Origin of the sequence: Vibrio mediterranei (assembly GCF_013364395.1) — a bacterium.
Taxonomy (GTDB): Bacteria; Pseudomonadota; Gammaproteobacteria; order Enterobacterales; family Vibrionaceae; genus Vibrio; species Vibrio mediterranei.
In genome coordinates this window covers 2,468,642-2,481,546 of the sequence record NZ_JABXGK010000001.1, presented here as the reverse complement: position 1 = coordinate 2,481,546, position 12,905 = coordinate 2,468,642, and the positions used below count along the sequence as shown (strand labels likewise).

General features: G+C 44.3%; 9 protein-coding genes. 3 read left to right on the top strand and 6 right to left on the bottom strand.

Features of this window, described 5'->3' with window-relative positions; genetic code table 11:
- Positions 1 to 291 precede the first annotated feature (291 nt).
- From HOP38_RS26115 to HOP38_RS11495, 3 genes are read right to left on the bottom strand one after another with little or no spacing between them, the layout of a single operon-like run.
- Positions 292 to 813, bottom strand: a complete 522-nt coding sequence (locus HOP38_RS26115) for a tyrosine-type recombinase/integrase (protein WP_242456524.1) — start codon at positions 811 to 813, stop codon at positions 292 to 294.
- A complete protein-coding gene (locus HOP38_RS26110) occupies positions 731 to 1,420 on the bottom strand; it encodes a phage integrase Arm DNA-binding domain-containing protein (protein WP_242456523.1) in 690 nt (229 codons plus the stop codon). The genes HOP38_RS26115 and HOP38_RS26110 overlap by 83 nt, the downstream gene beginning before the upstream one ends.
- Positions 1,410 to 1,634 (bottom strand): excisionase, encoded by a 225-nt coding sequence (locus HOP38_RS11495; protein ID WP_042474130.1) that lies wholly within the window; start codon positions 1,632 to 1,634, stop codon positions 1,410 to 1,412. The genes HOP38_RS26110 and HOP38_RS11495 overlap by 11 nt, the downstream gene beginning before the upstream one ends.
- Positions 1,635 to 3,180: 1,546 nt before the next feature.
- Here HOP38_RS11495 and HOP38_RS11490 point away from each other — a divergent pair.
- Both HOP38_RS11490 and HOP38_RS11485 read left to right on the top strand, forming a co-directional pair.
- Positions 3,181 to 3,729 (top strand): recombinase family protein, encoded by a 549-nt coding sequence (locus HOP38_RS11490; protein ID WP_198558100.1) that lies wholly within the window; start codon positions 3,181 to 3,183, stop codon positions 3,727 to 3,729.
- Between the two features lie 279 nt (positions 3,730 to 4,008).
- Positions 4,009 to 8,268, top strand: a complete 4,260-nt coding sequence (locus tag HOP38_RS11485) for an NACHT domain-containing protein (protein WP_198558099.1) — start codon at positions 4,009 to 4,011, stop codon at positions 8,266 to 8,268.
- A 215-nt stretch (positions 8,269 to 8,483) separates the two neighbouring features.
- Here HOP38_RS11485 and HOP38_RS11480 read toward each other — a convergent pair whose 3' ends face one another.
- Positions 8,484 to 9,011: a hypothetical protein gene (locus HOP38_RS11480; protein WP_198558098.1), complete on the bottom strand. Its 528-nt coding sequence runs from the start codon at positions 9,009 to 9,011 to the stop codon at positions 8,484 to 8,486.
- 354 nt (positions 9,012 to 9,365) lie between these two features.
- Between HOP38_RS11480 and HOP38_RS11475 the strand changes: the two genes are divergently transcribed.
- The gene (locus HOP38_RS11475; protein WP_198558097.1) at positions 9,366 to 9,830 is read left to right on the top strand and encodes a low molecular weight protein-tyrosine-phosphatase; all 465 of its coding nucleotides are present in this window, start codon (positions 9,366 to 9,368) and stop codon (positions 9,828 to 9,830) included.
- Positions 9,831 to 9,881: 51 nt separating this feature from the next.
- On the opposite strand, the gene ansA is transcribed toward HOP38_RS11475, so the two are convergent.
- Positions 9,882 to 10,895 carry an asparaginase gene (ansA, locus tag HOP38_RS11470; RefSeq protein ID WP_006070050.1) on the bottom strand — a complete coding sequence of 338 codons (1,014 nt, stop codon included), beginning with the start codon at positions 10,893 to 10,895 and terminating at the stop codon, positions 9,882 to 9,884.
- A gap of 113 nt (positions 10,896 to 11,008) precedes the next feature.
- Positions 11,009 to 12,862, bottom strand: a complete 1,854-nt coding sequence (gene sppA, locus HOP38_RS11465; RefSeq protein ID WP_006070051.1) for a signal peptide peptidase SppA — start codon at positions 12,860 to 12,862, stop codon at positions 11,009 to 11,011.
- Positions 12,863 to 12,905 lie beyond the last annotated feature (43 nt).

Genomic DNA, 12,905 nt, shown 5'->3' with positions numbered 1-12,905 from the left:
TGATTAAGGTGGTATGCCGCAGCATCGGTATTGCGTTGCTTACCCCTTAGCTGGGTGTTCTTCTGTGAGTTAATTAGTTGTAATCTAATCTATTAATTTAAAGAACAAAATTTTGTCAAAAGTACGCTTTGGAATCTACCTGCATGTTGTGGTTACTAAGAGATTCTGTCGTAATTTTTATCAGAATTTATTGTTCGTCGACATCTAGGTTGATACAGAAAATAGCTCTGCCTGTACATGAGATCGTAGAGCTTACTGGCAAGTCAGTTTTTAACGTCCACGACTACTCTTTCACTCTCCCACAACAACATACTCACTTCCTCGGTTATCCGAATACCTATCCGTCGTTCGGCGATCTTTATGACCAAGTAGCTTTTGAGTATCAACGCCTGCTTCGTGGTATGTGCGTTCAGCTAATGATCTCAGTTCATGAAAAGTAGGAGGAGTGCCTTCCCATTTTAGGTTGGCTTTGTCTCGAGCCTCGGCAAACCTGCGAGTGACAGTGTTGACGTTGACCTTGTCTCCTGGTTTGGTGCTGTGTACCCGCGCTATATTGTGAACGAGATAGCGTGACACTATATCCGTCTTTCGGCACATTCCTATGATGTCTGCCAGCGTCATATCGAGAATTGGATTACGAAGGGTGAGGGGGAAGGCGAGTTTCGTTTTCTGCCCAGATTTACTTGTGGCAACGTAGAGTAGACCATCTTCAATGTCCGAGAACTTGAGGTTACAAATGTCCTCTCGACGCAGTCCTGTCGTCAAAGCGAGAAGGGCGGCGTGATAGCAGTAGACATGAGGTGAGTTTTTCAAGACGCGGTCGATTTGCTCCCAGTGAGATACGGTTAGACGAGCACGGCGATGGGGGCTTGGTCGCTAAGGCAGGGTTATAACCAGCCTCAACCTCACCAGCATGTTGAGCCTCTTTGAATACATCAATCCAAATAGACCTCAGAACTTGAGCCATTCGTGTTTTGCCTTCCCGTTTGTACTCATCAATGATGATGGCGAGAGTCTTTGTATCGAGCTCCCTGATAGCAACATGCTTACATCTGTCATTTAGGACTTTGATGCCACTTCTCCGTGTTTTGAAGGTAGCATCAACGATTTCACCAGTCTCAAGTCTTTCGGCTTGAATCTCCATGTATCGTTCACACCATTCACCGGTACTGATCCCCATTCGTTTTTTCTTGGCAGGATTAGCATTGAAAATGTGGTGATATTGCTCGACTAGCTGGGCAGCGATGAGTCGATTAAGCTCTGTTGCAACCTTAATCGCTGTTGTTCTGTCGGTTCCTAATCCATGGAATCTACCAGTTCGAGTATCTCGGTATTGGTAGTATGCCTTGCCATTTCGCCTATCAAATTTCTGATAGAGATTGGGGATGTTTAGATTGTGTGCTCTAGGTCTAGCTGCCATGACGGAAAATCCTAGCTACGACAGGGTCGTTGATTTCTATGGAGTCTGTTGAGCAAAGACCGACAAATACCGCTTTTTCATCGCACATCCATTTTCCGCCGAATTTGACCGGCGCAGGGTGTATCTGCTTTGTTTTTGCGTAGCTCGCCAACGTACTCGCACTTGGGGCAAAGCCAAACTCTTGGATTGCCCATTCCCGAATCGTAATATGCATAGTTCACTCCTGACCTTAGTTGCTGCCTGAGTCAGCCAATCGCCTTGCTGTAACCGACCATCATACCTTTGGGTTGAGCCCAAAAAGTCCGTTTACCTACTTTTTCTAGATTAGCGAGGCCGCAATGGTGGCAATGGGATTAAGCAGCCAAAAACGAGTGCACAAAAATTTTTTGGGGTAAGCCATCGGAGAAATATCGAAGAAGCTAAGTACGTTTTGTTCAGATAGCTTTCTTGCTCTGAACTGCGGAATTAATTACCACTCGACATACATCAGAAAATGAGAAAACAGCTAGAAAACACAAAGTGCACTTAGCGACAAAATTACCGTTGGTTTATCAATATTGGGTGGAAGATGTAGGGCAAATTTGTGAGAATTTAAAGAAAACACTTAAAAACAATGACATGGGAAAATCGATAGTTGGTGATTCTAAGTGAAATGCCGGTATTGGGTGGAGAGCCCTCTTTTACTCAATGGAAAATAGGTCAGAAAAACAAAAAGTGAAATGAATACGATGCATTACGTTAACTTCTGAATCATGAAAAGTGTCATATTTCTCGTAATGGGTGGAAGGCGTGTTTTGACGTTGGCAAAAAAGCATGAGAAAACAAGAATATATCGATTAATCAGATGGTTGTAAGGCGAGGTTACAAGTAAAAATAGGTTGTTTTGGGTATTTGGGTGGAAAGCCTAAAAACCCCGAAATTATCTGTAATGGGTGGAGACCCTCCCCAGCTTCCACCCAGAATTTATGCTGGGGGGAATTTCACTAACAAAAAATCCCATATCCAGCGCGACTATCGCAGAGAAAGTATCTTCATCGACGCTTATCGTAGCCGCTTAAATCGTACAACTTGGCCATAGCGGCCTTGAGCGACGGACAGGGTTAGCAAGCGTGTAAAACAAGCTTTGAAACCGCCAATCTGCTGGGCAATGTCGCGAGGCGCTCTTGTTACTGCAAACATGGCCAACGCGGCCTTGAGCGCGCTCTAAGTTTACTTTTGGGGATGAATAACTGTGCAAAGCGCAGGCCTTAATCTTGAGTACGGCCAGCGCGATTATCACTGCTGATAAGGTTCGCATGGAGCTTAAAACATCGCTCTTTTCTGGGATTGTTCTATAGAACTTACACTGGCAGGACATCCTCACATGCCTGAAGAGAACTCACTGAATGGTACTAACAGGTGTCATTTGGGCTGCTTAATCGAATTTCCGTCGCTTCCCCTGTGCTTTACTAGAACAAAGAAATACAGGAGGGAACTATGATTGAGCCAGCTAACAGCAACTTTCCAGTTCTGAGTTTGGAACCAATGGCCGAGTTAAGATCAACTATCGAGCAGGAGCTGGCAAGATTGTGTGATCCGAGTTTCTAGACTCTGCTTGTGTCAGGTACTCGTCGAATAGACCGTCCAAAAAGGTGTACCTTCTCGGACTTGGGCAAAACGACCAAATGGTAAGGTAATCACTGTACGTTAAGTCGGCAAAACGCTTGCCGTACATGTCTTCATTTTTGCTGGGACTTATTGGACAGTCTCGAGGAGGAATTATGTTGATTGGTTATGCTCGTGTGAGTAGCGATGAACAAGATTTGGGGGTTCAGGTTGAACAGCTTACTCGTATCGGTTGTGAAAAGATCTATCAAGATAAAGCCAGTGGTAAGAGCGCGGAGCGTCAGGGTTTAAAGCAGCTTCTTGAGTTTGCTAGGGAAGGGGACATTGTGCATGTCACCAAGGTTGACCGGATTGCCAGAAATACAATCGATGCGCTTGGCGTCGCCGATCAATTAAGCGCGCGGGGCGCAGGGCTCATCTGTCATGACTTGGGTGACCTAGATATAAACAGTGACGTGGGGCGCGTTATCTATACCACAATTGGCGCATTTGCAGAGATGGAGCGCTCAAGAATATTGCAGCGATGCAATGAAGGGCGAGAACGAGCTAAACAGCAAGGAAAGCACCTTGGGCGTTATCCTAACTTGACATTACATGAACGCATAAGGGAGCTAGCTAAAAGCGGATGGAACAAGCATGCTATTAGCCGTGATCTCGCCTGTAGCCGATCTACGGTTTATAAGGTGCTTTCCGAACGGGTATAGAGTGTGATGTGGTTTTATCAGGTTCTAGTGGAGATTGAGAGACTTCTACGTCTGGCTGCTAAAGTGCCGTGATACGTTGTTGTCCAGAATAGTGCTGGTTGGTAAGGGGAACACGAAAATGCCCCTACCGTTTTAGAGCGTGTAAGTTTCACGATGAAACGGGCTAATGGATAACTTATTAATACTAGTGGTTATTTTATGAGATCTAGACTAGTTGGGTAAATTGTGTAATTAGTAGAATATCGGAAGTTTTTATGTCACATGGAGCTCAATGCAGTTATGCGGAAGTACATCGCCTTAGATCGTCAGTTTTTACCCATAATAGAAAGCCACAAAGACTCTGAAGAGCTAATTATGTCTCTTAGTTTGGGAACCAATAAAGCTGACAATTGGAAGTCTATATTAAACCAGTATCGTACGGTCATTTTGGCCGAGGCAGGCGCTGGTAAGACGGTCGAATTAATGGAAATGGCGAGTAAACTCTCAAATGAAGGGAAGCCGTCTTTTTTTATTCGAATTGAGGATATTGACCGTAATTTTGATGATGCTTTCGAAATAGGTGATGAAGATGAGTTTGAGGACTGGCTCAGCTCCAATGATGAGGCTTGGTTTTTCTTAGATTCGGTGGATGAAGCAAAATTAGCTCATCCCAGAGCTTTTGAAAAAGCTATCAAACGTTTTGCAAAAGGAATTGAGAAAGGAGCTAAGCGGGCTCATATTTACATTTCTAGTCGTCCATATAGCTGGCGTGCCGAGTCAGACAAGGCTCTAGTTGATGCTCACCTATTCTATCCCGCTACTAGCCCTAGAGGAGATGACGACAAAGATAAGCATCCCAAAAGTGCATTAAATGTATATAGCTTACGGCCGTTAAACCGAACGAAGGTTTATACCTACTGTATTGAAAGTGGAGTTAGTAACATTGATGAACTCCTGGATGAGATTGAGCGGTTAGGCCTGTGGAACCTCGCAGAGAGACCTTTTGATTTGGATATCATCATAACGAAATGGTTAGATGATCAATCTCTTGATGGGCGGCTGCATCTACTACAACATAATATTGATGTTCGTCTTAATGAGGTACATAACAATGCTCGAAAGCCTCTCAACTTAGACAAGGCTCGTGAAGGTGCTCAACGGTTGGCTGCTGCTGTCATCTTAACGGGTAATGTTGGGATCAATGTACCTGATGCCGAAAAGGTAAAGCAAGGAATTGATGCCGACATTATTCTGTACGACTGGGAACGAGAAGACGTTAAGTCTTTACTTGAGAGTGGTTTGTTTAATGACATTATTTACGGCGCAGTAAGGTTCCGGCATAGGGATGTTCGTGAGCTATTAGCAGCACAGTTTTTCGCTAGTTTATTGAAAGAAGAAGGTTTGCGATCCCAAATCGAGTCTTACTTTATTAGGGAAGTTTTCGGTGAAACTGTTGTTACCCCTTTATTTCGTCCGATATTGCCATGGTTAATTCTATTTGATGATAGCCTCCGGGCGAAGATATTGGCTATCAAGCCTGAAATCGCTATAGAGGAAGGCGATCCCTCTCAGTTGCCGTTGTCAGTAAGGAGGCAAATTCTTTCTGATGTTATAGCTCAAATTGCCAATGATACAGGTGACCATTCTGCTCGAGGCAACGCCGCCATAGCGCGAATTGCACAGCCAGATCTAACGAAGGATGTACTCAACCTTATTCACAAATATGTAGACAATGATGATGCAATATTTTTCCTTGGTCGTTTAGTCTGGCAAGGGAAGATGAGAGCTTGCACCGAACCTCTTATAGAAATTTCTGTATCTAGCATGCGAGATGAGTATGCCAGAACTGCGTCAGTACGAGCTGTATTAACTAGTGGGGATGAAGAGCAAAAAGCTCTTGTCTGGCAAGAGATTGTTCACAGAGGGGAAATCCCTATAGCCTTACTGAGTGAGTTGGTTGACCATACCACACCCGACGAAGATTCTATTAGATATCTAGTTGAATCCATTCGGCAAATAAAGGATTCAAAAAGGTTTGAAGTATTAGACTTGGATCGAACGCTGCTTGACTTTATAGAGAGAGCAGAAATCAAACTTATTCCTGAATTACTAAAAGGGTTAAATAGTTACCTTAGCGCCGCTCCTTTTATAGAGACAAGAGAATGCAGAGTTTCTAAGAAATATGCATGGTTGTTTGGTTCTGCTATCAAATGTTTGGAAAAGCTAGTGGTCAATAGGGATCCATTCGCTTTGTCAGAGCTTTCGCTGTCTACTATGGTAAATGTAGGAGCTTGGCAGTATTGGAGAGAGGAGAACTTATATGATGTTGAACATGAGCTCTGTAATCTGGTACCTGGATGGCAAGAGCTGAATGATGCTCTTTATTGGCATAGTATCGAGAATGCAAGAACGCATCTAAGTGGGCAAGATAAGCCCCTGACCGATGATTGGTGCATATCATATTTAGAACACTTTTGGGCTTTCAATCGTGATGATTTCTCAAGGTTAGTATTATTTGTTAGCACTCGTATTGAACAAGATGACCGATTAGTAGCACTGAATGCCGCGTTCAGACTCTATCAACAGTTAGGCTCACCTGTAAACATGCTGGAAGAGCTTCATATCGCTGTGTTTGGGGAAGAAATCTTAGTATCACGATTAGAGAATTTGCTAAATCCGATAACTCCTGAATCAACACTAATGTACAAAGCTGCGCAAGCGGAATATCGCCTAGTGGCAGAAAAAAAACGGAAACATAGAGAAAGCAGCCGAAACGATTGGATACACTCACTAATAGAGAATCCGTCTCAGATTACGAATCCAAAGGTAAAATCTGGCGAAATTTCTAACAATCATGTCTGGTTATTACGTGAGCTAGAGAAAGATAGTTCTGCTACAAGTCGACGCAGTGCAAGTCAATGGGAGCGGCTAATTCCTGAATTTGGTGTACAAGTAGCAAACTCATACAGAGAGTTTTGTATGAATCATTGGCGAAACTTTCGCCCAAAGTTGCATTCAGAGGAGGACATTGGCAATTCGATCCCGTTTGCTTTGTTATTTGGTTTAGCTGGGCTAGAAATTCAAGCAAAAGAAGACTCTAATTTTCCGAAGTCTCTAAGTGTTGAAGACCTTGGAACTCTATTGCGTTATATTACATGGGATATAAATGGATTCCCAAGTTGGCTTGAGGTGGTACATCGAACTTATCCAGAGGAAACAAATAAGGCCATTCTTAAAGAGGTGTTTTGGGAGCTAGAGAATAATAGTAAAGTCAAAGAGGTTTCGAGCCATATTCTACACGATTTGGTGTATCACGCACCTTGGCTCAATCAGCATCTCGCCGGAAGAGTATTTGAGTATCTAGTCAGTTCTGAGAACTTAATCCAAGCCAATAAGGAATACAGCTTAAGACTCTTGATTGAGGGTGGTATTAGTGCAGAACAACTATCTATTCTAGCCCAAAAATACATATCAGAAAGTCAAGGTGACGATCATGAAATTGCATGGTGGTATGCGCTGTTAGTCGATAGTGAGCCTGGCCAAGGTATTCCAGAGTTAGAGGAGTGGCTAGCAACGCTTGAACCTGAACAGGCAACGAACGCTGCGGAAGTATTTCTGGAAGCGTTATTAGGTGGGAGGAGCTCACATCGTTCTGTTTATAACTTAGGACGGTTTAAAGTCGTTGCTCACCTAAAGGCATTGTACGTACTGATGCATAAATATATCAGAGCCAGTGATGATCTCAAGCGAGCTGGCACCGGAGTCTATAGCCCTACAACACGAGATCATGCTCAAGAAGCAAGAGATATGTTGTTCAACTACTTAGTTGAGATTCCCTCAAAGGAAAGTTATTACGCATTGACACAGCTAATAGAAGATCATCCTGACAAGTCACATCGACCGTGGATGAAAAAGAATGCATACAAAATGGCTGAAGCTTATGGTGATGCCCCACTATGGTCAGATAACCAGTTTAAGGAGTTTCACAAAACTAATATGATCTCTCCTGAGTCGCACAGGCAGCTATTTGAACTGGGTGTCCAACAAGTTCTTTCGATTAAAGATTGGGTCGAAAATGGTAATGATAGCCCTTGGATGACTTGGCAAAGAGCAACCAAAGAAAATGAGGTTAGAACGCTTATTGCTGCTGAGCTAAGAAAAAGTGCCAACGGATACTACACAATCGCAGAAGAGCCAGAGTTAGCTAATGAACAAAGGATGGATATTTGGCTTGCTAACCCGAAAGTTGCCTCTCCAGTTCCGATTGAGTTGAAGTTACTTGATAAAGGTTGGAGTGGTCCTGATTTGTGCGAGCGTCTTAGAAACCAGCTCGTTGGTGATTATCTAAGAGAGGGCACTGCTGGTTGTGGTGTATTTCTACTAGTATCACAGAAGTCTACGAAGAGTTGGGAAATAGATGGTAAGCGAGTAAGAATTGATAAGCTCGCTCCAGCACTTAAAGACTATTGGAAGTCGATTGCGCATGGCTATGTAGATATCGATGAGATAGAAGTGATAGTCATTGATATGAACAAAAGAGCTTTAGCCTCTGACACATGACCTCATCATCACGTTAAATCAGAGAGCGCCTAGAATAGGGAAACGCTTTCACTGTGCCATCTAGTTTAGCCAAACTTTAGCTAATCCGTATTATTCTCGTTTAGCAAAGTCACCGACACGTTTATGCTTACTTTCGAGTTAGACTCAAAACCACAGCTAACTCGAAAGCTCCTAGCCCTCACACTCAACGCTTAAACCGCCTCAACAACGAACCCCTACGAAAACATGTCGTCATCCAATCCCGTGCTGAAGCCATCGTCAAAACCGCTATCACAACTATTATCAAAGCCTGTAGTAGTGAATTCGTCAGAGCTGTGATCAGTACATGAGCTAGAATCAGTTTCAAAAGCGCTATCAGCAGTACTTGAGGCGGTATCGTCTGGGTACGTGCCTTGAGACAGACTGTCGTAGCCGTACGGATTTCCCATAGTATCCAGCCCGCCAATACCTCCAACCATTGGAAGGCCTGTTGCTGGGTTAATGACGGTGTTCTCATCATCGACATGAGATTGGTTGGTAAAGTCCATCGATGCAAAATCGGTGTCGTTAGTTGGCTCATACGAGTTGCTATCGACCGAGCTTTGAGTTTGGTCTTGGTAAAATACCCAGTTTGGTTCATAGTTTGACTCCTTGGTGTTAACGCCAGGTTCGATGGTGCTTCCGATAGCTTCGTAACTGCGCATTTTGGTTGCCAAAAACAAGCCAAAGATGACTAAAGCCAGTAAAGTAAAAATGCCGCTCATACTTCCCCCCCTTGTTTGGATTGAGATAAGTTGGAGAACACTCTGCTCCTTTCATCGCTGATGCTAACACCCGGCCAAACCCCAAGAGTCCGTTTGGTGATTACTTTTTGCTCTTCAAGATAAATAAAACTGGCAAGCAGCCTTGTGAACACGCTTAAATTTATTATGTTTTGTTTTTCAATGGTTTATGTGAAAGCTAGTTGTTAGGATGGTTTTCACATCGATGCTGAATGGTCGTTTTGAGGCCAAATTCGCTCCAAAATCCCTCCAAAACTATTCACAAGTACCTGATTTATAGACTAAAATTTTTTGTATCTTTGACGTGAAAATTGGCCGAAATTAGGTGTTAACTATATGAATAATAAAAAGAAACCATCGATTCTAGTTGTATGCATGGGCAATATTTGTCGCTCGCCAACGGGTGAAGCGGTATTACGCTCTAGAGCAGCGAATCAAGGGGTTGAGGTCCTCATCGATTCAGCAGGGACGATTGGCTACCATCACGGCGACGCCCCTGATAAGCGAGCGCAAGCCGCTGGCGAAGCTCGTGGTTACTCGTTTTCTGGAATAAAAGCGCGACAAGTGACAGATGAAGACTTTGAGATCTTTGACATGATTCTAGCCGCAGATAAGGATAACTTGGCCGACCTTAAACAACGTTGTCCTCAACATCTCAAGTACAAACTTTCGTTGTTTCTTAGCCATGGTTCTTCATCCTATAGTGAGATCCCAGACCCTTACTATGGAGGAGAGCAGGGCTTTGAGTTGGTGTTGGATCTCATTGAAGAAGCGGCCGATGCAGTGTTAGCCAAAGTCTAATGGCAAAAAACGCAGCTTAGCTGCGTTTTTAAAACGATCAATAGTAAGGATTTATTTACTCATTTCACCACGTAGCACTTCTAACATTTGGGCTTTAACTTCTTCGTAGCCCAAGTTTTGGCTAAGTAGGTAGTGTAGCTTGGCTAGAGCCGCTTCTGGGGTCATGTCAAAACCACTTATAACTCCGGCATCGGCTAGGGCACAACCAGTGGCATAACCGCCCATATTGACTTTACCGGCTAGACATTGGGTAAGGTTGACCACAATCACGCCACGTTCAGAGGCTTCTTTTAGGTGTGCGAGAAGCTCAGGGTTTTGTGGCGCATTACCAACACCGAAAGTTAGCAATATCATAGCGTTAACAGGTTGAAGTAGCGTGTTACGAATCACTTCATGTGAGATGCCAGGGTACATAGTAATGACCCCAATAGGCTGTGGTGTGATGTCGTGTACTTTAAACTTGCCCTCAGGCATTTTGTTCAGTTCTACACCACTACCTAACTGAATATTGATACCCGCCTCTAAAATCGGCGACATGTTTGGAGACGTAAACGCGTTGAAACCATCGGCGTGAGATTTGGTACTGCGGTTACCGCGCATTAGTTGATTATTGAAGAACAGTGTGACTTCGTTAATCGGATAGTTAGCCGCAATGTGCAGTGCATTCAGCAGGTTAGCTTGTCCATCAGAGCGTAGCTCCGCTAAAGGAATCTGTGATCCGGTGACAATGACTGGCTTACCTAGATTTTCTAGCATAAACGATAGTGCCGATGCGGTATACGCCATCGTATCGGTGCCATGCAGAATAACGAAGCCGTCATAGTTGTCATAGTTATCACGAATATCGTCAGCAATCTGTTGCCAATCTGCAGGTGTCATGTCTGAAGAGTCAATCAACGGGTCGTATTCGTGAATAGTAAACTCTGGCATTTCAGGGCGATGGAATTCCGGCATACTAGCCAGTTGCTTTTCCATAAAACCGGCGACGGGAATATAGCCGTGATCGGACTTTTGCATGCCGATGGTGCCGCCAGTGTACGCAATATAGATGTGTTTTCTTGTCATGCCAGGGATCGCTTTATTATCAAGGGGAACAGATGCAGGCGATTATAACCAAAACAAATAAAAGAGCCACCGATTGGTGGCTCTAGATAAATGAATTTGTTAGCTCTGCATGCCTACTGGATATTACAGGTCAAGCACAGTACGTACTGGCCTTTTGGGTCGTTAAAGCTTTCCAGCAAACTGGCTTGTTGTTGCAACTGAGTCGCGACAGGCAGTAAGCTTTGTGGGACCCAAGCAGATATGTCGAGTCCAAGACTCACTTTTACCTGCTGCATAATATCTTGGACGAACTGTTGCGCTGGGCTTAACGGTTCTTCGACCCAGTAGATATCGTACTTCTCCATACCTCCGAGTTCAGCAGCGAGAGCGACAGCATCATCAAAATCGCCAATCTGGTCAACCAAGCCTCGCTCTAATGCGTCTTTACCGGTCCATACTCGACCTTGCGCGACAGAGTCGACATCCGTGACAGACATGTTGCGGTTATTCGCGACTAACGTAATGAAGCGCTTATATCCATTTTCGATGCCCATTTGGAATGCTTTTGACGCGCCTTCACTGATGCCTGTGGTTACACCAACGCCTGAGAAGGGTGATGTACCAACGCCATCGGTATTAATCCCAATATTGTTTAACCCTTTCTCGAAGGTTGTTACCACACTAAAGATACCGATTGAACCAGTGATGGTCGTTGGCTGTGCCATGATCTTATTAGCGTTCATAGAAATCCAATAACCACCGGAGGCAGCAACACTCGACATGGACACTACGACAGGCTTACCAGCATCGCGCAGCGCTTGAACCTCGTTGCGAATCACTTCTGAAGCAAACGCACTTCCACCTGGGCTATCAACACGCAATACCACTGACTTAACGGAGTCGTTTTCACGAGCCTGTTTGAGAAGGGCTGCTGTTGTATCACCGCCGACAGTACCACGCGGTTGCTCACCATCCATGATGGTGCCGCTCGCTACGATGACGGCAACTTGGTTATCTGGCTGCTTTGGTAGGTCATATGGCATGGATGCCAAGTACTCGTAATAACCCACAGCGTTAAAGCCACCATCGCCGTCGCTACCAAATGCCTCGACCATAGCCTGATTGACTTGCTGTTTGGTAACAAGTTCGTCGACCAATCCTAGTTGCTTAGATAATGCGGCTAAATCGCCGTCAGCAGCTTCTAGTTCTTTAAGAAATTCATCCATGGTTGGCGTTAAAACGCTGGTTTCGATTTGACGGTTAGAGGCAACATCATCTACGTAAGCGCCCCATAGCTGTGAAACCCAGCGAGTGGCAGATTCTTTCGCTGCATCAGACATGTCATCACGAAGGAATGGCTCGACCGCGGATTTGTAAGTCCCGACTCTGAATACATGAGTTGTCACATCGAGTTTTTCGAGTAACGTCTTGTAGTACATTGAGTACGCGCTGTAGCCTTTGATAAGTACCGCACCATCAGGAGCAAGGTAGACTTTGTCGGCATAGCTGGCTAGATAGTATTGACTTTGATTGTAGAAAGCACCGTAGGCATAGATAGGCTTGCCTGTCGCCTTAAACTCATTCAACGCTTTAGCAATGTAGCGAAGTTTGGTTAAACTAGTTTCCGGCATGTCTCTCAACGATAGCACTAATCCTTTTACAGAATCATCAGTCGATGCGTGGCGGATTGAATCTACTATATCAAACAGAACGTTTTCTTTTGGAAGGTCGCGCCCGAACAGTGATCCAGTGACAGAATCCATAGGATTCACATAACTGCTTTGCTCGACGATAGGCCCAGAAATGTTCAGGACTAACGCTGACTCTTTTTTGACGGTAGCTGGCGCAGGTTCGACTTGAGTGAAAGCAAAATAGATCATTGCAATCACAGCAAAGAAGAGCAGGTTAATAATGGCAAGTCTGGTAAAGTTAATGACTTTCCAGAACCCTTTGAAGATCAAACCGATAAATCGAAATACTTTTTTCATCATCTCTCCACATCACCAATTGGTGAGTGTTTTTGTCCCTAAA

Excerpts from the sequence above, each read along its gene's own strand:
- HOP38_RS11485 (WP_198558099.1), top strand. The coding sequence starts at position 4,009 with ATGCGGAAGTACATCGCCTTAGATCGTCAGTTTTTACCCATAATAGAA.
- HOP38_RS11475 (WP_198558097.1), top strand. The coding sequence starts at position 9,366 with ATGAATAATAAAAAGAAACCATCGATTCTAGTTGTATGCATGGGCAAT.
- HOP38_RS11490 (WP_198558100.1), top strand. The coding sequence starts at position 3,181 with ATGTTGATTGGTTATGCTCGTGTGAGTAGCGATGAACAAGATTTGGGG.
- sppA (WP_006070051.1), bottom strand. The coding sequence starts at position 12,862 with ATGAAAAAAGTATTTCGATTTATCGGTTTGATCTTCAAAGGGTTCTGG.
- HOP38_RS11495 (WP_042474130.1), bottom strand. The coding sequence starts at position 1,634 with ATGCATATTACGATTCGGGAATGGGCAATCCAAGAGTTTGGCTTTGCC.
- ansA (WP_006070050.1), bottom strand. The coding sequence starts at position 10,895 with ATGACAAGAAAACACATCTATATTGCGTACACTGGCGGCACCATCGGC.
- HOP38_RS11480 (WP_198558098.1), bottom strand. The coding sequence starts at position 9,011 with ATGAGCGGCATTTTTACTTTACTGGCTTTAGTCATCTTTGGCTTGTTT.
- HOP38_RS26110 (WP_242456523.1), bottom strand. The coding sequence starts at position 1,420 with ATGGCAGCTAGACCTAGAGCACACAATCTAAACATCCCCAATCTCTAT.